The sequence below is a fragment of the Kangiella sediminilitoris genome (assembly GCF_001708405.1).
In the GTDB taxonomy this organism is placed as follows: domain Bacteria; phylum Pseudomonadota; class Gammaproteobacteria; order Enterobacterales; family Kangiellaceae; genus Kangiella; species Kangiella sediminilitoris.
The window spans coordinates 2230412-2255931 of the sequence record NZ_CP012418.1; the positions used below are offsets into that span (position 1 = coordinate 2230412).

A 25520-nucleotide genomic window follows, 5' to 3' on the forward strand; every position below is an offset into this window, starting at 1 on the left:
ATATAGGTTAAGCCGAGTGTAACCGTCGGTGCGTTTGAATGGACATTAAAATGCCAAAACTAGCCATCAATGTCACAATAGAAGTACCACCGTAACTGATCAGTGGTAATGGTAACCCGACCACCGGTAACAAACCACTGACCATTCCAATATTTACAAACAAATATACAAAAAAGGTCAGGGTTAAAGCCGCACCCAACAAGCGGCTAAAAGTATCCTGCCCTTGTAGACTGATATACAGTCCTCGCCAGATTACAAACAAATACAAAGCAAGTAGTAATATGATACCAACCAGTCCAAACTCCTCGCCCAGTACAGCAAAAATAAAGTCGGTATGTCGCTCAGGCAAGAATTCTAGCTGAGACTGAGTCCCGTTAAGCCAGCCCTTGCCATAAATTCCTCCCGAACCAATCGCGATTTGAGACTGTATAATGTGATAGCCCGAACCCAGAGGATCACTCTCTGGGTTGAGGAATGTCAGAACTCGACCTTTCTGGTAATCATGCATAACGAAGTACCACATGATTGGTGCCATAATGACACCAATCAGCCCAGCCCCTAAAATATAACGCCAGCGCAGCCCGGCAAAGAATATAACAAAAAGACCTGATGCTGCGATTAGTAACGAGGTTCCAAGGTCTGGTTGTAGCATGATCAGTATCATCGGAGTAAAAACCAAGACCAGGCTTATCAAAAGATGTTTAAAGCTTGGAGGCAGAGCCTTATCGGCAAAATAAGATGCGACCATGATCGGAACCGCTAATTTCATAATTTCCGAAGGCTGGAAGCGAACCCCTATATTAATCCAACGCTGAGCGCCTTTACTGGACTCACCAAAAAACAGCACTGCAAGCAGAAACCCAATCCCAACAACAAAAAATAGTGGTGCCCATTCTTTTAGCGTTCGAGGCGACACTTGCGCCAACATAAACATTGCTACCAGTCCTGCTCCGAAGCGCACCACCTGCCTTTCCACCAGAGCTAGACTTTCACCCCCAGCGCTGTATACAACCAACAGGCTGAATGCCATTAATGCTAACAACCCCAACAACAGTGGCACATCAATATGCAACCGCCATAATAAGCTACGGCGAGCTTTGTGCGAATTGGCTGCACTAGTTCGTATCGCCACTGTTGCTCTCCTCACCGCCATCTTCAGATTGCTGGTTAATTTGTAAAACCTCTAATAAATAAAAATCCATAATTTCACGGGCCAAAGGTGCCGCATTCGAGCCGCCACCTCCGGCATTTTCCATCATTACCGCCAACGCTATTTTCGGTCGCTTAAAGGGAGCGTAACCGATAAATAGGGCATTATCATGGAATTTTTCTGCAATTTTGGTGGCATCGTACTCTTCATCCTGTGCAATACTCTTCACCTGTGCCGTACCGGTCTTACCCGCTACCGTATATTCCGCACCCTCAAAAGCTGTTCGGGCCGTACCTCTAGGTGGCTCGGTTACTTCCTTCATGCTGTTCTTTACCAAATCCAGCCAACTGCCATCACTGGTATCTATCTGGTGGTATGCCATCACTGGAGTGTTTGCTTCAAAACGGTTTGCCTCGGCAAACTCTTTAACCAGCTGTAGGTTATATCGAATCCCATCATTAGCTAGTACAGCAGTTGCGTTAGCCAGTTGCAGAGGTGTTACTGTCCAGAAGCCCTGTCCAATTCCTATATTAACGGTATCACCATTGTACCAGGGTTCTTTTCGGGTGCTTTTTTTCCACTCTCTGGAAGGCATGATGCCCACCTTTTCTTCCACAATATCAATTCCGGTTTTTTGTCCGAAACCGAACTGTCGCATCCCTTCGTAAATTTGGTTGATCCCAAGTCTAACCGAAAGGTCGTAAAAGAAGGTATCACAGGATTCAACTATAGCTTGTGTCACATCTACCGTTTTACCATGTCCCCATGCTTTCCAGTCCCGATATCGATGGTTATTGTTAGGTAATGAAAACCAGCCGGGATCACGAATTCTGGTACTGGGAGTAATGACGCCCTCTTTCAAACCTAAGAAAGCCAAATGAGGCTTAATGGTTGAAGCCGGGGGATAAGTACCCTGTACCGCCCGGTTATATAAAGGACGCTCAGGCGTTAGCAGCTTCTGATATTCTTTGCTCGAAATACCACCGGTAAACATATTCGGATCGTAAGCTGGCTGGCTAACCATTGCCAACACACCGCCAGTAGCCGGGTCAACGGCAACAACCGCCCCGCGCACACCCTTTTCCTGCATTGACTGAGTGATCTTTTGCTGTAAAGCCAAATTGAGGTAAAGATGTAAATCTTTTCCAGTAACTGGCTCTTTGCGTTCTAAAACACGAACCACTCGCCCACGAGCATCTGTTTCAACTTTTTCACTACCCACGTCACCGTGTAGAATATCTTCATAATATCGTTCTAAACCCAGCTTTCCCATTTTGCCCGTCGCTGCGTAGCGCTGTCGTGTCGTCCCTATCTCACGGTTATTTGCGACGTCTCGCTCATCCATACGGATAAGATCATCTTCCGTAATCGCCCCCATTCTGCCGAGGACATGTACCAAGGTAGCACCATAAGGGTAGTATCGTTCCAATCTTGCTTCTACACTGACACCGGGGAAAAAGTGCTGGTTAATTGAAAAGGTTGCCACTTCCTGTTCTGTAAGGTTGGTTTTAATAGCGTAGGAATTGAATTTGGGGCGGAACTTGATCTGCTCTAAAAACTTTTCAATTTGCTCGTCTGAAATACTGAATATCTGCTTCAATCGCATGACCGTATCGGCCATGTTATCAACCTGCTCCGGTACCACCTCCAGTGCAAAGATCGAACGGTTTTGTGCCAGCAGCTTCCCGGTCTGGTCATAAATCAGACCGCGAACCGGTGCAATCGGCCGGACCTGAATTCTATTATTTTCCGACTGAGTCTGATATTTATCATGCTCCAGTACCTGGAGTTTAATTTCTCGAGCTAATAAAAAGCCCATCAAGCCGACCACTATGATCAAAGCTATAACGCAACGTATGTAGAATATGGACGTCTCTCGTCCTACATCCTTTGTAGCTTCACGCTTTTTTAACATGTTAAATGACTAGACCCTTCATGAGGTTCTTATGTGCACTGTATTACAAACGGTTATTCGCGGTGATACGGATGATTTACCGTAACCGACCAGGCTCGATACAACGCTTCCGCAATCAATACGCGAACTAAAGGATGCGGAAAAGTTAAATTTGATAATGAAATTTTCTGATTTGCTCTTTGCAAACAAGCCGGGGCCAGTCCTTCCGGACCGCCAACCAGCAACACGACATTAGGGTGATTTAACTGCCAATGCTCTATTTGAGAAGCTAATTGCGACGTTGAGTATTGCTTACCCTTAACGTCCAGGGCTATGACCCAGTCGCCACTGGAAATATGTGACAACATAGCCTCACCTTCTTTATCAGTTAAACGCACTATGTCCGCGTTCTTGCCTCGTTTGACCGCTGGAACTTCAACGAGTTCCAATGCAAAATCTCTGGGGAATCGCCGCGCATATTCTTTATAGCCCTGCTCTACCCAGCCCGGCATCTTTTGACCAACGGTGATTAAGCGTAATTGCATGTTTGTATAAGCTATACGGTCTACTGAGAGCGAGCTTCTTTCCAGTTAGGATCCCATAATTTTTCCAGCTGATAAAAGTCCCGAGTTTGGGCCAGCATGATATGAACGACCACATCGCCGAGATCGACTAACACCCACTCACCGACATCATCACCTTCAACCCCTAGCGGCTGAAGACCTAACTCTTTCATTTCACTGACCAAGTTGTTAGCAACCGACTTTACGTGACGGTTAGAAGTACCACTGGCAACGACCATATAATCCGTTACCGTGCTGAGGTCTTTCACATCTAATACACTGATTTCTTTAGCTTTTAAGTCTTCTAATTGCTCGACAACAACATTCTTAACTTGCTCAACTTGCATTGGTTACCTTAACTCTTAGGGTTTAGGCCGTATAGGCCATGCTGATACATATAGTCTAGTATATCATCTGGTAATAGAAATCGGGGCGAAAAGCCTTGATTTATTTGCTCTCGGATATAGCTTGAAGAAATATCCAGTTGCGGCATCTGACAAAAACCAACTTTTCCATGACTGTAACTGGGTAGTTGCATCACGTCGTTCAGCGCATGCTGCCTGTAGAACGTGGCTACTGTCCCTGCCGTCGGAATTTCGCTACTGGGGCGCCCCACTACCAGAATATTGGTTAATTCAATTAGCTCTTGCCACTGATACCATTCATCAATTTTGGCAAAGGCGTCTGCGCCCATTAAAAACACCAGGCAATCATTCCCTACTTCGCGCCTAATTTCCTTTAGGGTAACCACACTATAGCTTGGCTCTGGTCGCGACAATTCTCTGCTATCAACTTTTAATTCCGGATACTGCTTCAGTACCCGCTCCAGCATTTCAATTCTCTGTCTTGGGGTTGCACCCGGTTCCGGACGGTGAGGAGGATAGGCTGCAGGCATCAATGAAACGTTAGCATCAGGGAAGCGATTCAACATCTCCTGGGTCATTCTTAAGTGTCCAAAATGCACAGGGTCAAAAGTCCCGCCAAGAATAATATCCATTTTTTTCTGCTGCAACATGGTCACGACATTCCAAATGCTTTTTTCAGATTACTCAGTCCGTCTTTAGCGGCCTGGGATGGCTGCTCTGCTGAGCGTTGTGGCTTTCTTGCTCTGAAAGGATTGACGCCAGAAATCAGACAAACCACTTGCGCCATTTCCTGCCAGACATCAATATCCGCCTGTCCTTTAATCCCTTTATCGATCATGGTTAAGCGCTGAATCATGGCGTACCACTTTTTAACACTACCATTACTTAAAGCCGCCTGATAAACCTTTTGCTTTTTGGGCCATACTCGATTGGCTTTGAAAATTTCAGGGATGGGCGTTCCTGCCGCCACCTCTTCAGACCATAGGGCTAGCTGTTGGCATTCCCGCAGTAACTGATTCACTACCGGTAAAGGATAAGTTCCTTCTGCCTGGATGCTAGCTAACATCCGAAGTGCTCGCTCGGCCTGGCCCAACAGGCAGGCATCAGCAAGTTCAAACATTGAGTAGCGAGCGCTTTCGCCCACATACTCTCTGATATTATCACCAGTAACCACCCCATCCTTCGCCAATAATGCCAGCATTTGAAGATCCTGGTGAGCAGCCAATAAGTTACCTTCACAACGCTCTACCAGAACCTGTAGCGCATCATTATCGAGTTTTAAATCAAGTTTAGTTGCCCTTTGACGTAACCAGCCACCAAGCCTTTCAGCAGGTATTGGCCATACTTCGACAACGATGCCAACCTGTTCCAGTGTTTTAAACCACGACGTGCGTTTTTCGTTTGAAAGTTTTGGAGCAATAATCAGTAAGACATCACTTGGCTGACTGCTGATAAAACTCTGTATCGCTTCACCCTGAGCTTTTTTTATGGATTTATCAAAGCGCCATTCCAGCAACCTGCTTTCTGCAAATAAAGACATGGTTCCTGCCTGATCAGCAAGTGGATTGCTGGCGGTTGAGTCTTCTATAATCTGTCGTTCTAAAATTCCCTGATCTTTACAATGAGCTCGGATTTGATCAGCGGCTTCCATTTTTTGCCAAGGTTCATCACCAGCCACCAGAAAAACTGGATAGTGCTGATTAAGAGCTTGTTCTAATTTCTCTGGATAAACCTTCACGGGACCTTCTGAGTTTATTGTATGGGGTTCAGATGATGGGTTGTTGCCATCTGTAAAAGGAGACGACCTATAACGTCCTGGTGCATATCATCAATCAGGCGTTGCTGCTCATTTTCCTGACCTGACTCCAGCGTACGCTGGTAAGCAAACTCTCGTCTACTATTCAGGGTTTGTGTTTGTGGCTCACCTTCTGTAATAGTATCAGGTGTCAGTAACTGATATTTCAATGTGAAAATCAACTCCAGTTCACTGGCACGGCCGAAACTGTCGCGAGCCACCGTACGTTTTTCAGTATTATAATCTACGATTGCCAGTTGCATTTCTGATGCTTCCGCTGACTGGACAAGTTGTGCTCCCTGGTAAGCAAGACGTTGTTTCAGGGTACGTTCAAAACTTGCATTTGGACTGTCGCTTAATAGCCAAACTTTCGCCCCATCCAGATCCGTTCCAGCACCACGCAAATGGAATCCACAAGCGGTCAGAAGACCGCTCAGGAAAACTAATGGTATGATTAAACGTATTTTCATTCAGTACCTATGCTGTCACAGCCTAATTCGCAACAATATTTACCAGCTTACCTGGTACCACAATCACCTTACGCACAGTATTGCCGTCAGTAAACTTTTTAACATTGTCATCAGCCAAAGCCATAGCTTCAACCTCTTCTTTTGTGGCGCTGGCAGCAACCGTAATTTTAGCACGTAGCTTGCCATTTACCTGTACGATAATTAGCTTCTCATCCTGTACCATGGCGCTCTTGTCTGCTTCTGGCCACTTAGCGTCGACAACGTCTGAACGGTCGTCATCGTTAACTAGCTCACCCAAAGCAGTCCACAACTCAGAACAGATATGTGGCACGATTGGAGCCAGTAGCAAGACCGCCGTCTCTAGAGCTTCATGCAATACAACACGATCCTGTTCAGTCATCTCTTCTGCTTTTCCTGCATGATTCAGTAGCTCCATGACCGCAGCAATAGCCGTATTAAAAGTATAACGGCGAGCGTAATCATCGGTTACTTTTGCAATCGTTTCGTGGGTTTTACGACGTAATGCTTTCTGATCCGAATTTAATCCAGATACATCCAGTTTACTTACTTCACCTTTATGCTGATGCGACTGTACCATTTTCCACAAACGACGTAGGAACCGGAGCGAACCATCTACCGCTGAATCCTGCCACTCCAGCGCTTGATCCGGTGGCGAAGCAAACATGGTATATAAGCGCATGGTATCTGCACCGTACTGCTCCACCATCGACTGCGGATCAATACCGTTGTTCTTCGACTTCGACATTTTTGTCATACCGGCATGAACGACCTCATTACCATCCTGATCAATCGCCTTAGAGATATGACCTTTGTCATCACGCTCCTTCACTTCAACTTCCAGCGGTGAAACCCAGTGACGCGCACCTTTTTCATCAGTGTAGTAATAGGCATCGGCCAGAACCATGCCCTGGCACAATAATTTTTTGGCTGGCTCATCCGAGTTAACCAGACCGATATCGCGCAGCAATTTGTGGAAGAAACGGAAATACATCAGGTGCATGGTGGCATGTTCGATACCACCGATATACTGATCTACTGGCAGCCAGTAATTTGCCTGCTCCGGGTTTAGCATTCCTTTATCATAATCTGGGCTGGTGTAACGTGCGTAATACCAGCTCGACTCCATGAAGGTATCGAAAGTATCTGTTTCGCGGACACCTTCCACGCCGTCGACAACCGCTTTTTTCCACTCTTCATCAGTATTCAGCGGGCTGGTCACGCCATCCATCACCACATCTTCCGGTAAACGGACTGGCAGCTGATCTTCAGGAGCTGGAACCACTGAGCCATCAGGCATGTTGATCATTGGAATAGGAGCACCCCAATAGCGTTGACGGGAAACGCCCCAGTCACGCAAACGATAGTTGACAGTTTTCTCGCCTTTGCCCTCGGCTTCCAGCTTCGCTGAAATTGCATGGAATGCTTGCTCGAATTCCATGCCATCAAATTCATCGGAATTAAAGGTTACGCCCTTTTCAGTATAGGCCGCTTCGCTGATGTCCAGCTCAGAACCATCCGCCGGCTGAATTACCGGAGCCTTCTCAATACCGTACTTAGTAGCAAACTCCCAGTCACGCTGATCGTGTGCTGGGACTGCCATAACCGCACCGGTGCCGTAATCCATCAGAACAAAATTAGCAACCCAGATAGGGACGTCTTTACCCGTTAACGGGTGCTTGGCATACAGGCCTGTCGCCATGCCTTTCTTTTCCATGGTCGCCATTTCAGCTTCCGATACTTTGCTGTTCTTGCATTCACTCACAAACTCAGCCAGTTCTGGATTATCTTTAGACGCCATAGTGGCGATTGGGTGGCCCGCGGCTACTGCAAGATAAGTCACACCGTAAAGAGTATCAGGACGAGTGGTATAAACACGAAGGTTATCGCTATGATCACTCTCGTCACCAAAACCAAACTCTACTTCAACCCCTTCCGAGCGCCCGATCCAGTTACGCTGCATGGTTTTAACCATATCTGGCCAGCCATCCAGCTTATCCAGATCCGCCAGCAGCTCATCAGCGTATTCAGTAATTTTAATAAACCACTGTGGTATTTCTTTCTGCTCAACTGGCGTATCACAACGCCAGCAAGCACCATCAACCACCTGCTCATTGGCCAGAACAGTCTGGTCATTCGGGCACCAGTTTACTGATGAGGTTTTCTTATAAACCAAGCCTTTCTCATACAGCTTAGTGAAGAACCACTGTTCCCAGCGATAGTATTCTGGCTGACAGGTCGCTAATTCACGATCCCAATCATAGGCAAAGCCCAGCATTTTCAGCTGACCTTTCATGTAATCGATATTTTCGTAAGTCCAAGGCGCCGGGGACGCTTTATTTTTAACCGCCGCATTCTCAGCCGGTAATCCGAACGCATCCCAACCGATCGGCTGCAGCACATTTTTACCCTGCATACGCTGGAAACGTGCAATAACATCACCGATGGTATAGTTACGAACGTGGCCCATGTGTAATCGACCACTGGGGTAAGGGAACATGCTCAAGCAGTAGTACTTCTCTTTAGAAGCATCTTCGACCGCTTTGAAAGTTTTATTTTTTTGCCACTTCTCTTGGATTTTCCCTTCAATTTCAGAAGGTTGATAGTGCTCAGTTAGTTGCATTGTCTAAAATTTCTTTAATTATGAAATCGGATTAGGAGGAGTCAGGCGCAAAGCCCCATAAAGCCTCAAACTATAAGCCCTTAATGTTACCTGACAGGGAGAATAGCAACAAGGTTAATTGTTAGGCTTTTCAAGGTTTAGCGGAGTTCAGGTGAAGTTTCGCAGATTGGCCCGAAGCCTGTTAAGCCCAATATATCAAAAAACTAATAATCAAAGTTGGACTCATACGTCAGCCCAACCTACAACAACTAACTTTCAGTGCTAATGTCTTGGTTCGTTTTCAACATGAAAGCTAGCCCCAGCAAAACAATCACCAGCACCAGCAGGCTCCAGTAGCCATACTGTAAAAACCAGGTTGGCTTATTATCCAGAATAAAAGCTCCAGCCAACACATCGCGTTCGAAACGTGGGATCTGATCCAGCACTCGGCCCTGCGAATCAATAACTGCGGTCAGGCCATTATTGGTGCCACGAATCACCGGTAAGCCCGTTTCAATAGCACGCATCTGAGCAATCTGGAAATGCTGTAATGGTCCCCAGCTATCGCCAAACCAGGTGTCGTTACTGATGGTCAGGATCGCCGTAAACTGATCCTGCGACTGATTACCCAGACTCTGTATTAGGCCAGAAAAGGCTATCTCGTAGCATATGGCTGGCACCAGCGCTGCCTTATCGGTCCGTAATGGTTCCTGCTCGGGACTGCCAGGGGTAAAGCTCGACATTGGCAAGTCAAAAAAGTCGATGGCTCCACGGAGTAATTCAGTAAACGGGATGTATTCACCAAAAGGAACAAGTTGCTGCTTATGGTAGGCCTGGTTCTGCTCCCCTAATAAACGAACCCCAGAATAATAGACCGATCGATTATCAGGCTCATACATTGGGATCCCGGTGATGAACTGGCTATTGCTCTCTTTAGCCTGCTCTTCAAGCTTTCTCATGATCCCCGGTACATTATTTTCAAAAGACGGGATACCGCCTTCAGGCCACACCACCAGGTCAGCACCCCAGTAAGACTCGGTCTGCTCGAACAGGCCATTCATAATCGCATTGAAATACTGAGGATTCCATTTGATGTGCTGGTCAACGTTTGGCTGAACTAAAGCCAACGTCAGGGTCTGCTCTTTCTCTGGCTTTTTAGAAAACAGGTGCAAGGTTGTTATAAACGGAATTGCCAGAATAACCAGAATTGGTAGTATGAAGCGTCGCTGCTGGGCATAGCCTTTACTAACCACCACTTCTGATAGTAGACAACTCAGAATAACTACAAATAAAGTAACTCCATGGACCCCAAGGTAACTGGCAATCCCCTGCATCAGAGCCTCTGCCTGGCTATATCCGGCATATAACCAGGGAAAGCTGACAAAACCCGAACCACGGGCAATATCCATTCCGACCCAAAGTATACTGAAAAGGAGAACACGAGAAGTCAGTGAGTACTGACTAAAAAATTTCTGCATTATCCAGCCGAGAATGCTGTAAAAGAACGCCAGAATCGCTGCAAATAAAATTGTCAGAATAACGGCTAAGGGCGGAGACGCATTACCGAAGGTGTTAATGGACACATAGACCCAGGACACTCCTGCTATGAAAACCCCAAAGCCATAGCCCCAGCCCAGCCAAAAAGTTTTTTTGGGCGTCTGGTTTTGGATGAGCCACCAGAACGTTGCGATGGATATCAGTGCAACGGGCCACCATTTTAAGGGGGCAAAAGCAAGCGGGTATACAGCTCCAGCTACCAGGGCAATAAAAAATGCCAGCCAGCCTGATGGGCTGGCAAATTTACTTGTCATCACAGACTCTCTATCAATTATTGTTTTGTGTGTACTAACTTAATATTTGTTCTTGTGCCAGTGGCTTGACTCGCAACAAATGCACACGACGTTGATCGGCATTCAGTACGGTGAATTTGAAGTCTCCCATGGTAATGGTCTCATCACGCTCTGGCATATGGCCGAATTTGTTAACCAACAAACCGCCAATCGTATCAAATTCCTGATCTGAAAAATCAGAACCTAATCGCTCATTAAAGTCTTCGATATCAGTCTGAGCCTTGATGATGTACTCACCATTTGAGTGAAGCTTGATATTACTTTCCTCTTCATCGATATCAAACTCGTCCTCAATGTCCCCCACAATTTGTTCCAGTACGTCTTCAATTGTCACCAGCCCGGACACACAACCGTATTCATCAACGACGATCGCCATGTGATTTCTCTTAGAGCGGAACTCTGTCAGGAGAATATCAAGACGCTTACTTTCTGGAATGATATAGGCAGGACGGAGAATATCTTTAATGTCGAAGTTATTTTTTTCACCGTCATCAAAAGCATAGGTCAGTAGCTCTTTAGCCAGCATAATGCCTTCAATGTCATCACGGTTTTCACCCACAACCGGGTAACGTGAGTGACGCGTCTCACTGACGATTGGCAGAATTTCCTGCAACGAGGCGTTCTCATGAATCACGTTCATTTGTGACCGTGGGATCATAATATCGCGTACCTGCATTTCTGCGACCTGTAATACACCCTCCATCATTGCCAGAGAGTCGGTCTTGATCAGCTTATCGTCTGTAGCAACCCGTAACACTTCCACCAGTTGCTGGCGGTCTTGGGGTTCAGAATGGAAAATATCTACTATTCGTTGAAAAAAGCTCCTCGACGGAGGTTTGTCATCGCTCATTGCGCTTTACTTTTCCTCTAATTACCTAAAAATATTCGATTAAACCAATACGATACTAATGATTATAGTGTTCCATCAATATGATATGGATCACCAATTCCCAATTTTTCCAAAATCTTTATTTCTAAAGCTTCCATGGCTTCAGCTTCATCATCTTTTATATGATCGTAGCCTAATAAATGCAAGCATCCATGAATCACCATGTGCGCCCAATGATTGTGCAGTGGCTTATTCTGCTCTTTCGCCTCTTTAGCAACTATCTCTGCACAGGCCACCAGATCGCCCAGCAGCCGTTCCTCCGGCATCAATTCAGGAGGCAAACCTTGGGGCATTTCAAAAGGGAATGATAAGACATTGGTTGGACGATCTTTGCCCCGGAACTGGTGATTCAGGGACTGACTTTCATCCACCGACACAACCCGTAACGTCAATGCAACCTTATCGGTTATCGACAGGTGTTCCAGTGCAGTCTGCAGCCATAGCTTGAACTGCTCCTCAGTAGGCAGATGCTCATGGTCACAGGCAAACTGCAACTCAAACTCCAGTTGATTCATTTGCTTATAATTTCTTTGCTGCGTCGCTGGCAGTTTCAGCAGATCGTTTGGCTTCGGCTGAATCCGCCTCTTCGTAGGCCTGAACAATTCGCTGAACCACCGGGTGACGGACCACATCTTTCGACTGAAAGAACGTAAAGCTAATACCATCAACATTTTTAAGAACGTCGATCACATGGCGTAAACCTGATTTCTGGCCACGCGGCAAATCCACCTGTGTAATATCACCAGTGACAACAGCTTTCGAGCTGAAACCTATTCGGGTCAGGAACATTTTCATCTGCTCGATAGTCGTATTTTGGCTTTCATCGAGAATAATAAAAGCATCATTCAAGGTACGGCCACGCATATAAGCCAGAGGCGCTACTTCAATCACATTGCGCTCCATCAGTTTTGCTACTTTTTCAAAGCCAAACATTTCATATAAAGCGTCATATAGCGGGCGTAAATAAGGATCCACTTTCTGCGCCAGATCTCCCGGCAAAAACCCCAGACGCTCGCCGGCTTCAACCGCTGGGCGAGTTAGCAAGATACGCCGCACCTGCTGTTTTTCCCAGGCATCTACAGCGCTTGCTACAGCAAGATAAGTTTTACCTGTACCTGCCGGGCCAATACCAAAACTGATGTCGTGATGGATGATGTTTTGCAGATATTGCTTCTGATTTGGGCTACGCGGCTTAATCAGGCCACGCTTTGTCACTAACTTGACGTCATCATCTACGTGACCTTTAGGTTGAGTACCCTCCAGCTCCGTAGAAATCTCCTGAATGGCGAGATGAACGTCAGCGCTATCCAGCATTTTCTTTTTTGCCGTGTCATCATACAGTTTCTCTACAACCTGACGTGCCGCGGCGATATTCACGCCATCACCAATCAGGCTGACCGAGTTGCCTCGTACATTCACTTCAACGCCAAGACGACGCTCAATATGCTTTAAATGCTCATCAAGGTAACCGCACAATGCCGATAAACGGTTATTATCGGCAGGCAGTAAATCAAAAGTTTCGTTCGATAATTGTGACAAGAACTATCCTATTACGATTTGGGCTCAGTGAACCAGGCCATCAGGCTCAAATTCACCGCGCAATGAATTCGGGAATGCATCAGTGATGGTCACTTCAGCAAACTTACCAATCAAACTATGAGGACCAACAAAGTTAACAATACGATTGTTTTCGGTGCGACCTCGAAGTTCCATCGGATCCTTCTTTGAAGGTCCTTCAACCAAGATTTTTTCTTTATTACCGACCATGCTTCGGCTAATCGAGAAGGCCTGCTGATTAATTCTTTGTTGTAGGATCGACAAGCGCTGTTTTTTTACTTCCATCGGCGTGTCATCCACGATATCAGAAGCAGGCGTTCCCGGTCGCGCGCTGTAGATAAAACTGAATGAGTGATCATAGCCAATGTCGCCGATCAGCTTCATTGTATCTTCAAAATCAGCTTCGCTCTCACCCGGGAAACCAATAATAAAGTCTGATGACATCGACATGTTAGGGCGGATCTTACGCAAGCGGCGGATTTTTGATTTGTACTCCAACGCTGTATGGCCACGCTTCATCAATGCTAAAACGCGATCGGAGCCGCTTTGAACCGGCAGGTGTAAATGACTGACCAGTTCCGGTACTTCGGCGTAAACTTCAATCAGACGATCCGAGAACTCAACAGGATGCGACGTTGTGAAACGTATACGGTCAATACCATCAATCGCCGCAACATAGGTAATGAGTTCCGCCAGATCAGCGGTATGCCCCTCATGGGTTGGACCACGATATGCATTAACGTTCTGTCCCAGTAAGTTAATTTCGCGAACGCCTTGATCAGCCAGCTGCGCGCACTCTGCCAAAACATCGTCGAAGGGACGGCTAACTTCTTCACCACGGGTGTAAGGTACCACGCAGAAAGAGCAATATTTTGAACAACCTTCCATTATTGATACAAAAGCCGTGGGGCCCTCTGCTCTCGGCTCTGGCAAGCGGTCAAATTTTTCAATCTCAGGGAAGGTAATATCAACAACGGCTTTCTTCTTACCACCTTTGGTACTTGCTTCTTTGATCATTTCTGGCAAGCGGTGCAGAGTTTGTGGACCAAAAATAACGTCAACGTAAGGCGCACGTTGGCGTATGGCATCACCTTCCTGTGAAGCAACACAGCCACCTACACCAATGATTAGATCAGGGTTATCATTTTTTAGATTTTTCCACTGTCCCAGCTGAGAGAATACCTTTTCCTGAGCCTTTTCACGGATCGAGCAAGTGTTCAACAACACAACATCCGCCTCTTCCGCCGAGGAAGCTGCTTCTAAACCGTGAGTCTTATTCAGCAGATCCGACATACGTGACGAATCATACTCGTTCATCTGACAACCCCAGGTTTTGATAAATAGTTTCTTGCTCATGTGACCTTACTTGCTCCTGACGCTTAGCAATTTTGCTAAATTTAGCCGATTTGTTTAAAAAAGGGCGCGAATTATACCATCAGCTAAGGTCGCTAAGCCAGTATTCAGTGGTTATTTTTTAAGCAAATCGTCACTTACACTGGCTCCTGATTTTCTGGGTTATCTATCAAAATAATTGCCATATTCACTTTTTTTTCAGGATTATTTGTTACACTCGGTTTATTAAATTTATTAATTCAAGAAATGGAGCCATAAATGTTGCATAAAATCCTTATCGGTTCATTACTCTCTATGGCAGGGTTAGCCGCTCAGGCTGGCTGGGTTGTAAACCCAGAATGGTCTGAAATTAACTTTATCAGTATCAAAAACGACACGGTAGGCGAGTCCCACCAGTTTAGAAGCTTTGATGGTAATCTGTCAGAGTCTGGAAAATTAGAGTTAACCATTGATTTGAACAGCGTCGATACCCAGATTGATATCCGTGATCAGCGCATGAAAAAACACCTCTTCAAGACAGAGCAATATCCAACGGCCACGGTAACAGCTGATATTGCTCCTGAATTTCTTGAAGGGCTCGAAGGTACCTCTCCTGTAAAGTACCCCCTACAAGCTACGCTTAGCTTGGGCGAAAGTAGCGTAACAGTGGAGACTGAAGTCACGGTACAACCTGCCAACGACCACATGATCCGTGTTACTAACAGTAAACCCCTATTACTATCAGCCAAATCCCTCGGATTAGTTGAAGGGATTAATAAACTACAGGAAATTGCGGGCCTGCAGAGCATTGATCATGTCGTTCCTGTTACCTTTGATATTTCGCTGTCAAAGGAAAAAAATTAATAGTTTTAGTTAGTTATCCTACGCTATCTGGCGGCTTTCTAGGCCGCCATTTTTTTGCCCGATTCAATTAAGTTTCTATCATTTTATCCACATATTGGCTCCACAAAGGTTCGGTTTAATAACACCATCGAGCAACGAAATAGCTCAAACCAAACACGAGCAAGGAGAACAATATGAACTTATCAATAATGTTAAAAAACACTTCGCTGGGAATCATTGCTGCTACTGCACTAACCATGGCCGCTGTCAGCCATGCCGATCAACCTACCGAGCCATTAGAAAACGTAAAACTTTTTGGTGTAGTCGATACCGTTAATGAGACAAGTGACATACAACGCTTACAGCCAACCTCCAGCAGCATAACGCAGGAACATAATGATGGACTAACAGTTCTAACATTGTCACAAACTTTTATTAATAACAGTGATTCAGAATTAGTTGGCTATTACCACTTACCACTGCCTAACCCAGGTGCTCTCCTGAATTACGAAGTTACTTCAAGTCAAGATAAAGAGGCTTTGAGCGAACCTCAACAGCTGACTCTGCAACAGGGCGAGAGCATTACTTATAAAGTACGCTACGAACTTAACCCTCAGCTTCTGGTCGGCTTCCATCAGACCGTTCAGCCAGAGTTTTCACCAGAATTGATGGAAACCAGTATTGCACAGAACTAATCCCCCAAAACAGGACTGCCAGACAAGGATGTCACCCCTAAGCTATCTCAAAGCAGTAAGTCTCTACCTATAATAAAAAAGACTCTCCTCCACACTGACGTTAGGGCGCCTGGCGCCCCTTTTTTTATTTTGCGTCTTATGATTATCTCTAATCTATGTCTAGTTTTTCTATTTTTTTGTCGCTAATTTGCTACCTTTTTAAAGAAACACGCGTTCAAATACAGTAGCATGACACCAGAACAAAGATTCTAATTTCAGGATAGTTTGCGTTATGTTGATAGCTTTAAGTGTCTGTGTGGTACTTCTTTCGGTCTGTACCTTGCTGCCACTATTACACTGCGAAAAATGGTGGGTTCGGGGGCTAGATTTCCCACGCTTACAACTTTCCGTACTGAGTTTTTGTTTATTGCTCGCGGTATTATTATTCCTTCAATTGAGCAAACCCTCTACCTGGGTACTAATGTTTATAACCCTCAGCTGTATGGCGTATCAGTTTTGGTGGATTTCCCCTTATACCAAATTAGTGAACCCCGAAGTCCATTCGTCTACCCAGTCAAGTACTAATATAAGTATCGTAACGGCAAACGTTTTGATGACCAATCGTAATGCCAGAAAACTTATCCACCTTATAGAACATTTCAGCCCCGACATTCTGGTAACGCTAGAAAGCAACGGTTGGTGGCAGTCCCATCTCGACAAACTTACCCCAAACTACCCCTACAGTATTAAGTGTCCTCTGGATAACCTTTATGGTATGCACGTCTACTCAAAGCTTCGGCTAGAGAATAGTGAAATAAAATATCTCGTCCAAAGAGATGTACCCTCAATACATACCAAGGCCATATTAACGGATGGCTCAAAAGTCAGATTGCACTTTTTACATCCGGCACCGCCCAGTCCGACAGAAAATGAAGAGTCAGCCGAGCGTGATGCCGAGCTTGTGATGGTAGCTAAAAATATTGCAGAGACAGCAGAGGCAGACCAACCCGTCATAGTTACTGGCGATATGAATGATGTCGCCTGGTCGAGAACTACCAGGTTGTTCCGCAAGCTAAGTGGCTTGCTCGATCCACGCATAGGCCGCGGTATGTTTAACACGTTCCATGCAAAATATTGGTTTTTACGCTGGCCTTTGGATCATCTCTTCCACAGCTCCCACTTCACTTTCACTAAAATGACCCGGTTACCTGACTTTGGTTCTGATCACTTCGCGCTCTATACCGAGCTTACTCTTGAGCCAAAACAATCCGAACAGCAGTCTGGTATCTCCAAAGAAGAAGAGGATGAAGAGCTGGCTCAAGAGAAAATGAAAAAACAAAAGTCTTCAAGCGAGGATGTTCCTGACCCCATTTAACTATGAGCTTATATTTCTAGAGTCTATATAACAGGTTTTCTAAAGTATCCCCTTATCAAATGATAATTTTCCTTTATAAGCCAGTTAAAATATCTCCTGCACAGGACCACTTTATGATATAAATCACCAAACAAAAAGGAACACTAACAATAATGATAGGAATCATATTACTGGTCGTCAGCTGGTTACTATTACGATTAGAAAAAAAGAATTTAACTGCAATTGGCTTCAATAAGCCTGCTCAACGAAGTTTGGAACTTGCTGCTGGTATTTTAGTAGCAGCTTTATTCTGTATTGCTCAAAATGGAAGCCTGGCTTTAGCTGGAAGTTTTAGCTGGAAGCTCAATCCTGATTATAATTTTACTCTTGCGATTGAATCGCTCCGCTGGGTTTTTAACTCTGTTATTTATGAAGAGTTATTATTCAGAGGTTACTTTCTATATAAAGCCATCCAGTACCTCGGCCCGAAAACAGGCTGTATTATCTCAGCTGTAGCCTTCGGAATTTACCACTGGTTTTCTTATGAGGTTTTTGGCCAGCCCACCACCATGGTCTACGTATTTATTCTCACTGCAATACCCGGCTTAATGTTCAGCTACGCCTTTTTTAAAACACAATCCATCATACTGCCCATCGGCCTACATCTCGGCTGGAATATTGCCAATATTATGGTCTTCTCAAAAGGGCCGGTCGGCAAGCAGCTTCTTCTGGCGGAGCCAGCGAACGCTGTTGAAAGTATTAACGAATGGACGGCACTGGGCATTAACTTGGTGATCCCGCTTCTATTACCACTACTGGTAATGTTATTCCTTAAATATTCATCAAAATATCGTTAAGCCAGCCAATATCTTTAGTTTCACTTCTAAATTTATTTTTTAAAAAAACAAAAAAGGGAGCCTAAGCTCCCTTTTTTTTTTACTTTGAGTAACGAATTACTCTTGACCAGCTGGCGCTTCTTCTTGCTCAGGTTGGTCAATCAAAGCTTTCATACTTAGGCGAATTCGACCTTGGCGGTCAACTTCAAGTACTTTAACTTTAACAATGTCACCTTCTTTCAGGTAGTCTGTTACTTTGTTCACACGCTCGTGAGCGATTTGTGAAATGTGTACCAGACCATCACGTCCAGGAGTCAACTCAACGAAAGCACCGAAATCTGCGATACGGACAACCTTACCATCAAATTCCATGCCTGCTGTTATTTCCATGGTCATCATTTCGATGCGACGTACGGCTTCCGCAGCACCCTCTGAATCGCTTGATGCTACTTTTACCGTACCATCGTCTTCGATTTCTATCGTAGCGCCAGTTTCTTCTGTTAGGGCGCGGATAGTAGAACCACCTTTACCGATAACTTCTGAAATCTTGTCTACCGGAATCTTAATCGCTGTGATACGTGGAGCATGCTCAGAGATATCATCACGAGGCTTATCAATCGCTTCGTTCATAACGCTCAAGATATGCAAACGGCCACCTTTCGCCTGGTGTAGTGCCTTTTCCATGATTTCTTGAGTGATACCGTCAATTTTGATGTCCATTTGAAGTGCTGTAATACCATCAGAAGTACCAGCTACTTTAAAGTCCATATCACCAAGGTGATCTTCATCGCCCAGGATGTCAGAAAGAACCACGAAGTTCTCGCCTTCTTTTACTAAGCCCATAGCGATACCAGCGACCGGAGCCTTCATCGGTACACCAGCATCCATTAATGCTAATGACGTACCACAAACAGAAGCCATTGAGCTGGAACCATTTGACTCAGTAATTTCCGAAACAACACGCAGTGTGTAAGGGAAATCAGCAATACTAGGTACCATCGCAGCAACACCGCGCTTAGCCAAACGACCGTGACCAATTTCACGACGCTTAGGAGAACCCATAAAGCCAGTTTCGCCTACGCAGTAAGGAGGGAAATTATAGTGCATCATGAAGTGGTCTTTGCCTTCACCCATAATGCTATCTTTAATCTGCGCGTCACGCTCAGTACCTAAGGTTGCAACAACCAACGCCTGAGTTTCACCACGTGTAAATACTGCAGAACCGTGTGTGCGTGGTAAAACGCCCGTACGGATGTCCAGTGCACGAACCATATCTGGCTCACGACCATCGATACGTGGCTGACCAGAAACGATACGAGAACGTACAACTTCTTTTTCGATGTCGTGGAAGATATCTTTCACTTCATCTTCAGAAGGCTGGCCTTCTTCTTCACCTGCCAAAGCTTCAACTGCTTCTGCAGATAGTTCGCTGATTTTCTCATAGCGATCTGCTTTCTCAGCGATTTGATACGCTTCAACGATAGCACCGTGCATTTTTTCTTTAACGGCATTGTATAGCTCAGTATTTTTCTCTGGAGCTTTCCAGTCCCAAGCAGGTTTACCCGCTTCGGCTTGTAATTCTTTAATCGCCTGAATGGCAACCTGAAGTTCCTGATGCCCGTACATCACAGCACCAAGCATTACATTTTCAGGTAACTCGTCAGCTTCTGACTCAACCATCAGAACAGCTTTATCCGTACCCGCAACCATTAAGTCTAACTTTGAGTTAGCCATGTCGGTCGTGGTTGGGTTAAGAGCGTATTCGCCATCAATGTAGCCAACTCGTGCTGCGCCGATTGGACCGCCGAAAGGAATACCAGAAATAGCCAATGCAGCTGAAGCACCAATCATTGATGGTACTGCTGGATCGATCTCTGGGTTAATCGAAACGATAGTAATTACTACCTGTACTTCGTTAACGAAACCTTCTGGGAATAATGGACGTAATGGACGGTCGATTAAACGAGCCGTTAATGTTTCTTCATCCGAAGGGCGACCTTCTCGCTTTAAAAAGCCACCTGGGATCTTACCCGCTGCGTATGTTTTCTCTTGGTAGTTAACAGTTAGCGGGAAGAAGTCTTGACCTTCTTTCGCTTCTTTTTTACCAACAACGGATACGAACGCTGTAGTGCCTTCAACATCAACAATAACTGCACCTGATGCCTGACGAGCTACTCGTCCTGTTTCGATAGTGACTTCGCGGCCACCGTATTGAAATGATTTTTTTGTATAATCCACAATATTTTCCTGTTTTAGTTACTACACTTTCAGAACCTACTTCGTCTGAAAGCAAAAAGGGGCCTAACGGCCCCTTAATTCTGACTAGCGACGTAGACCCAGTTTCTTAATTAAGTCTGAGTAACGTGCTTGATCTTTACGCTTTAAGTAGTCCAACAACTTACGACGCTGGCTTACCATGCGTAGCAAACCACGACGTGAGTGGTGGTCATGCTTATGAGCCTTGAAGTGGCCTTGCAAGTGGTTAATTTGCGCTGTTAACAACGCTACCTGCACTTCCGGAGAACCCGTATCGCCTTCAACGCGAGCGTGTTCTTTTACGATTTCTGCTTTCTGTTCTGCACTTAGTGACATATATCTATATCTCCAATGTCGGGTTTAAAACCCAAGTTTTATGTACAAGCCAGCCAATCACTAATTCAGCCGACTCAATGAATGCGCGATTGTACCTTAATTGAAGGGCTTTCAGCAAGCGAAACCCCTCTGGAAGCCTTCTATTTTGAAGAAAAAATACTTTTTGCTGGTGATGGAAGTAAATGATTACTGATTAGCCACACTGCGTAATGCTAATTGTGGATTTTTACGGCGACAATTGTCTAAAAACTGCATGAAGCAAGACTCAGTTTCCGCCAATTTCTCACGCAGTCTGTGCCCACCATCAAAAAGATGAAGATCAGCTTTTGCTGCATGTGCAAAACGAACCACATTCTCAACAGGTACAATATCGTCCTGCCAACCGTGAACAACGGCTACTGGACACTCTAGTTTTTCTAACTCAGCCTCAGCGTAACCATCCATGTAAACCGCTGGAGAAATCAGAAAGATTCCCATTGGCTCATTACTTAACCCAGCCACCGCTGAAACATATCCACCCATACTGGTACCCACCAGGATATAAGGGCGTGACAAATTCATTAAATAACTGTTGAGCTTTGTCACACGCTCGTTGGTCGGCAGACGACGGTAGTCTAATGACTCAACATCAAAACCCTGCTTCTCACAGACCTTTGAAAGCGCTTGGATACGGTTCCCTTTCGGACCAGACACTTTTCCGTGCGAAAATATAACTAATGGCTTTACCAATGGATTCATAACACTATTCTTAATCTTGTTTAACCAGGCGACGAGGAGCTACCTTGCCATCGTCATCAATACAACCAATGCCCAAAAAGCCCTCAGGGCTTTCTAGAATAAATACTTCACTATCAGGCACGCCACTCATCTGAACCGACTGCCCTAAACGAATATAGTAAGCCTGCTCATCATCTAAAGTAATCAATGGGATATGCTGCAATGCCTCTTCAAGCGGTATAAGCAACTCGTCCATTGCTAACTTTTCATCCGCTTCCTTCATCGCTTCCAATGTTGTCATTTCAACGCAATCTGAAAGCTCAAGATGGCTTACGGCCGTGCGACACAGCTCTTGGACATGAGCTCCACAACCTAACTCATCCCCAATATCTTCGACCAGATTTCTGATATAAGTTCCCTTGGAGCAGTGCACGTCCAGCTCAAAAGTATCACCACCGAATGCTAAAAGATCAATGGAGTAAATGGTTACTTCTCGTGCATCCCTTTCTACTTCAATACCTTCTCTTGCCAGCTTGTATAACGGAACTCCATCTTTTTTTAAGGCGGAATACATCGATGGAACCTGGCTTATAGTACCGACAAATTGTTGCATTACTTTGACAAACTGATCTTTTGTTACATCAACCGGCTTTTCTTCAACAACCTCACCTTCACGATCGGAGGTAGTTGTCTTTTGTCCCAGCTTTCCCACCACACGGTACTTTTTATCCGCGTTAAGTAAAAACTGTGAAAACTTAGTTGCCTCTCCAAAACAGATTGGTAATACACCTGTTGCAATAGGGTCTAGCGCACCTGTATGTCCAGCTTTCTGTGCAAAATAAAGGTATTTTACCTGCTGCAGCGCTTTATTGGATGTCATATCCATCGGCTTATCAAGCAATAAAATACCCGTAATATCACGACCGCGTTTCCGACGTCTTGCCATTTTCTTGCTCCGGGAATAAGGTCTAACTAGGAGTTGTTCTTTTTATCTGCAGACACAGCTTCATCAATCAAAGAGGACATACGCTGCCCTTCCTGAATTGATTTATCATAAAAAAAACGTAAAGAAGGGACACTACGCATACGAATCTCTTTCGCTAACTGCGAGCGTAAGAAGCCAGCAGCACCACGGACTACCTCCAAGGCTTCGTCGATTTCTTCCTGCTCATCTTTACCTAAGAACGTCATAAAGACTTTAGCATTTTGCAAATCACTGGAGACCTCAACAGCAGACACCGTGGCTAAGCCGAGTCTTGGATCTTTCATTTCACGCTGAAAGATCAGAGCCAGCTCACGCTGGATCTGATCGGCAACTCTACTCGCTCTTGCTTGGGACATATCTATCTCAATGTATCGTTAAGTATTACAGTGTACGTTTCACTTCAATAATTTCGAAAACCTCGATCTGATCACCAGGTTTTACGTCATTGTAGTTTTTCACGCCAATACCACATTCCATATCTTTACGTACTTCATTCACGTCGTCTTTATAGCGGCGTAGTGACTCTAGTTCACCTTCGTAAATAACCACATTATCTCGTAGTACACGGATTGGGTTGTGACGTTTGACCACACCTTCGACAACCATACAGCCCGCAATAGCTCCTAGCTTAGGTGATTTGAAGACATCACGAACCTCGGCCAAACCGATAATTTCCTGACGTGACTCTGGAGACAGCATGCCACCTAGAGCAGCTTTAACATCTTCAATCGCTTCGTAAATTACGCTGTAATAACGAATCTCAACAGCTTCTTTCTCGGCAACTTTTCTAGCCGTACCATCGGCACGAACGTTAAAGCCAATAATGACAGCACTTGATGCAGCAGCAAGGGTTACGTCGGTTTCTTTAATACCACCAACACCACTTGAAATTACTCTTACTTCAACTTCATCTGTGGCTAAATCTGTTAGTGATTTGCTTAGCGCTTCTACCGAACCCTGTACATCAGCCTTGATGATAACGTTAAGCTGTTTAGTTTCTTCATCGCTGCCCATATTCGCGAACATGTTTTCCAGCTTTGCCTTCTGCTGGCGTGCCTGGAATTCTTCACGCTGTTTAGTCTCGCGTCGTTCTGCAATATCTCTCGCTGTGCGCTCGTCTGCTACGACAGCGGCCTCGTCACCTGCAACCGGTACACCAGATAAACCCAGAACTTCCACTGGTATAGATGGGCCAGCTGATTCAATGTTTTGACCGTTCTCATCTAGCAAGGCACGGACTCGACCGTAATGGGTACCAGCAAGTAAGATGTCACCTTTATTAAGCTGACCTTTTTGAACAAGAACCGATGCCACAGCACCGCGACCTTTATCCAAGCGCGCTTCAATCACAAATCCTTTAGCTGCACCTTCATCTACCGCTTTAAGTTCCAGTAGTTCTGACTGCAGTAGAATGGATTCTAATAGATTATCGACACCTTCTCCTGACTTTGCAGAAACATTCACAAACTGCACGTCACCACCCCAATCTTCAGGGATAACATCATGCTGTGACAATTCGTTCTTAACTCGGTCAGGATCTGCCTCTGGCTTATCCATTTTGTTGACAGCAACAATCATTGGTACGCCTGCGGCTTTAGCATGCTGAACCGCTTCAATCGTTTGCGGCATAACACCATCGTCTGCAGCAACAATAAGAATAACAATGTCAGTAACTTCGGCACCACGTGCACGCATTGAGGTGAATGCAGCGTGACCCGGGGTATCAAGGAAAGTTACCATGCCACGATCTGTTTCCACGTGATAAGCACCAATGTGCTGAGTAATTCCGCCAGCCTCGCCTGTTGCTACATGACTTGCTCTAATGTAATCCAGCAAGGATGTCTTACCGTGGTCAACGTGGCCCATAATGGTGACCACTGGAGCTCGTGGTTTACCCTCACCCTCTTCAGCCATTGCTTCCGATAGTGCGGCTTCTTCCATCGCATTTTCATTAACCAATACTGGGTTATGTCCCATCTCTTCAACGATCAGACTTGCCGTTTCCTGATCAATTGACTGGTTAACAGTTGCCATAACACCAACTTTCATCATTGCTTTCATTAGCTCAGGAGCTTTCACCGCCATTGCTTTTGCCAGTTCCCCAACGGTAATCGCTTCAGGAATCTGTACATCATGAATAATGGTGTCTGTAGGCTTCTTAAAGCCATGTTTTTTCATATTATCTGGTGCCTGATACACTTTCTTTTTGGATGCAGCTCCACGCTTATTCTTTTCTTCAAAAGCTTTTGCTACCAAATCTGCATCACTGGTTTTCTTTTTACCCTTTTTCTTTTTTCTTCTTTTATTAGGGCCTGACTTTTCTTCGAAATCACGAATCGACATCGGCTTAGCAGGCTTATTAGGATCGGCTTTAACTACTTTCTCTTCAGTTTCTTGCTTTTCCTCTAACTGCTTTTCAATCTTCTTCTTAACCTTGTCAGATGATTTCTTTTCATCTTTCGCTTTAGCCTTGCCTTTATCTTTATCCTGCTTAGGCTCTTTCGATTTACTTTTAACTTCTTCTTCAGCTTTACGCTTGGCTTCTTCCGCTTTACGCTTGGCTTCTTCTTCGGCTTTACGCTTGGCTTCTTCTTCCGCCTGACGCTTAGCTTCTTCTTCCGCCTGACGCTTGGCTTCTTCTTCCGCCTGACGTTTAGCTTCTTCTTCCGCTTTACGCTCAGCTTCTTCTTCCGCTGCAAGCTTCTGTAAATCTTCACTAGAGCGCTTCACATAGGTGCGCTTCTTTTTTACCGCAACCTGCACGGATTTTTTCTTGCCCTCAGAACTAGTCACGCTAAGCGTGCTTTTCTTAGTACGACTTAATGTGATTTTTTTAGGGCCAGTAGACTCTTCCCCACCATGGGACTTTTGTAAATAGGATAGTAGTGACTTTTTCTGATCTTCAGAAATCACTTCATCTGCATTTTTTATTTTTGAGCCAGCCGCCTCTAACTGCTCCAGTAGCTTTTCTACTGGAGTATTCAAGGTTTCGGCAAATTGTTTTACTGTAGTATCTGACATTTAGTCTCCCCGC

23 protein-coding genes are annotated in these 25520 nt (G+C 45.2%); 4 read left to right on the forward strand and 19 right to left on the reverse strand.

Features of this window, described 5'->3' with window-relative positions; genetic code table 11:
* Positions 1–7: 7 nt before the first annotated feature.
* The 13 genes from rodA to miaB all read right to left on the reverse strand — a co-directional run bounded on the left by rodA (position 8) and on the right by miaB (position 14509).
* Positions 8–1126: a rod shape-determining protein RodA gene (gene rodA, locus KS2013_RS10505; protein WP_407656672.1), complete on the reverse strand. Its 1119-nt coding sequence runs from the start codon at positions 1124–1126 to the stop codon at positions 8–10.
* A complete protein-coding gene (gene mrdA, locus KS2013_RS10510; RefSeq protein ID WP_068993558.1) occupies positions 1116–3065 on the reverse strand; it encodes a penicillin-binding protein 2 in 1950 nt (649 codons plus the stop codon). Before mrdA ends, rodA begins: the two co-directional genes overlap by 11 nt.
* Positions 3066–3118: 53 nt before the next feature.
* A complete protein-coding gene (gene rlmH / locus KS2013_RS10515; RefSeq protein ID WP_068993562.1) occupies positions 3119–3589 on the reverse strand; it encodes a 23S rRNA (pseudouridine(1915)-N(3))-methyltransferase RlmH in 471 nt (156 codons plus the stop codon).
* Between the two features lie 20 nt (positions 3590–3609).
* Entirely contained in the window at positions 3610–3954 is a 345-nt protein-coding gene (gene rsfS, locus KS2013_RS10520) for a ribosome silencing factor (protein ID WP_068993566.1), read from the reverse strand.
* An 8-nt stretch (positions 3955–3962) separates the two neighbouring features.
* Positions 3963–4622: a nicotinate-nucleotide adenylyltransferase gene (gene nadD, locus KS2013_RS10525; protein ID WP_083217836.1), complete on the reverse strand. Its 660-nt coding sequence runs from the start codon at positions 4620–4622 to the stop codon at positions 3963–3965.
* Positions 4623–4624: 2 nt separating this feature from the next.
* Entirely contained in the window at positions 4625–5710 is a 1086-nt protein-coding gene (gene holA, locus KS2013_RS10530; protein ID WP_068993569.1) for a DNA polymerase III subunit delta, read from the reverse strand.
* A gap of 14 nt (positions 5711–5724) precedes the next feature.
* Entirely contained in the window at positions 5725–6237 is a 513-nt protein-coding gene (locus KS2013_RS10535) for an LPS-assembly lipoprotein LptE (RefSeq protein ID WP_068993573.1), read from the reverse strand.
* Positions 6238–6259: 22 nt separating this feature from the next.
* Positions 6260–8878, reverse strand: coding sequence for a leucine--tRNA ligase (leuS, locus tag KS2013_RS10540; RefSeq protein ID WP_068993576.1), 2619 nt, complete (start codon positions 8876–8878; stop codon positions 6260–6262).
* A gap of 248 nt (positions 8879–9126) precedes the next feature.
* Positions 9127–10668 carry an apolipoprotein N-acyltransferase gene (lnt, locus tag KS2013_RS10545; RefSeq protein WP_068993579.1) on the reverse strand — a complete coding sequence of 514 codons (1542 nt, stop codon included), beginning with the start codon at positions 10666–10668 and terminating at the stop codon, positions 9127–9129.
* Positions 10669–10702: 34 nt separating this feature from the next.
* A complete protein-coding gene (locus KS2013_RS10550) occupies positions 10703–11557 on the reverse strand; it encodes an HlyC/CorC family transporter (RefSeq protein WP_068993582.1) in 855 nt (284 codons plus the stop codon).
* Between the two features lie 62 nt (positions 11558–11619).
* Positions 11620–12111, reverse strand: coding sequence for an rRNA maturation RNase YbeY (gene ybeY, locus KS2013_RS10555; protein ID WP_068993584.1), 492 nt, complete (start codon positions 12109–12111; stop codon positions 11620–11622).
* Between the two features lie 4 nt (positions 12112–12115).
* Complete coding sequence (locus KS2013_RS10560; protein ID WP_068993588.1) at positions 12116–13135, reverse strand: PhoH family protein; 1020 nt, start codon at positions 13133–13135, stop codon at positions 12116–12118.
* Between the two features lie 24 nt (positions 13136–13159).
* Positions 13160–14509, reverse strand: a complete 1350-nt coding sequence (gene miaB, locus KS2013_RS10565; RefSeq protein WP_083217837.1) for a tRNA (N6-isopentenyl adenosine(37)-C2)-methylthiotransferase MiaB — start codon at positions 14507–14509, stop codon at positions 13160–13162.
* 255 nt (positions 14510–14764) lie between these two features.
* Between miaB and KS2013_RS10570 the strand changes: the two genes are divergently transcribed.
* The 4 genes from KS2013_RS10570 to KS2013_RS10585 all read left to right on the forward strand — a co-directional run bounded on the left by KS2013_RS10570 (position 14765) and on the right by KS2013_RS10585 (position 18213).
* Positions 14765–15349 (forward strand): YceI family protein, encoded by a 585-nt coding sequence (locus tag KS2013_RS10570; protein WP_068993591.1) that lies wholly within the window; start codon positions 14765–14767, stop codon positions 15347–15349.
* Positions 15350–15522: 173 nt separating this feature from the next.
* Positions 15523–16023, forward strand: a complete 501-nt coding sequence (locus KS2013_RS10575) for a hypothetical protein (RefSeq protein WP_068993594.1) — start codon at positions 15523–15525, stop codon at positions 16021–16023.
* Positions 16024–16504: 481 nt separating this feature from the next.
* Positions 16505–17377 carry an endonuclease/exonuclease/phosphatase family protein gene (locus tag KS2013_RS10580; protein WP_228703786.1) on the forward strand — a complete coding sequence of 291 codons (873 nt, stop codon included), beginning with the start codon at positions 16505–16507 and terminating at the stop codon, positions 17375–17377.
* A gap of 152 nt (positions 17378–17529) precedes the next feature.
* Positions 17530–18213: a CPBP family intramembrane glutamic endopeptidase gene (locus tag KS2013_RS10585; protein ID WP_068993598.1), complete on the forward strand. Its 684-nt coding sequence runs from the start codon at positions 17530–17532 to the stop codon at positions 18211–18213.
* Positions 18214–18309: 96 nt separating this feature from the next.
* Here the strand turns inward: KS2013_RS10585 and pnp are convergent, their stop codons facing one another.
* The 6 genes from pnp to infB form a co-directional block, all read right to left on the reverse strand.
* A complete protein-coding gene (gene pnp, locus KS2013_RS10590) occupies positions 18310–20430 on the reverse strand; it encodes a polyribonucleotide nucleotidyltransferase (protein ID WP_068993602.1) in 2121 nt (706 codons plus the stop codon).
* 84 nt (positions 20431–20514) lie between these two features.
* Entirely contained in the window at positions 20515–20784 is a 270-nt protein-coding gene (rpsO, locus tag KS2013_RS10595; RefSeq protein ID WP_068993606.1) for a 30S ribosomal protein S15, read from the reverse strand.
* A gap of 186 nt (positions 20785–20970) precedes the next feature.
* Positions 20971–21522, reverse strand: a complete 552-nt coding sequence (locus tag KS2013_RS10600) for an alpha/beta hydrolase (RefSeq protein WP_083217838.1) — start codon at positions 21520–21522, stop codon at positions 20971–20973.
* 10 nt (positions 21523–21532) lie between these two features.
* Positions 21533–22447: a tRNA pseudouridine(55) synthase TruB gene (truB, locus tag KS2013_RS10605; protein WP_068993611.1), complete on the reverse strand. Its 915-nt coding sequence runs from the start codon at positions 22445–22447 to the stop codon at positions 21533–21535.
* A 26-nt stretch (positions 22448–22473) separates the two neighbouring features.
* Positions 22474–22842 (reverse strand): 30S ribosome-binding factor RbfA, encoded by a 369-nt coding sequence (gene rbfA, locus KS2013_RS10610; protein ID WP_068993614.1) that lies wholly within the window; start codon positions 22840–22842, stop codon positions 22474–22476.
* Positions 22843–22867: 25 nt separating this feature from the next.
* Entirely contained in the window at positions 22868–25507 is a 2640-nt protein-coding gene (infB, locus tag KS2013_RS10615; RefSeq protein WP_068993615.1) for a translation initiation factor IF-2, read from the reverse strand.
* Positions 25508–25520 lie beyond the last annotated feature (13 nt).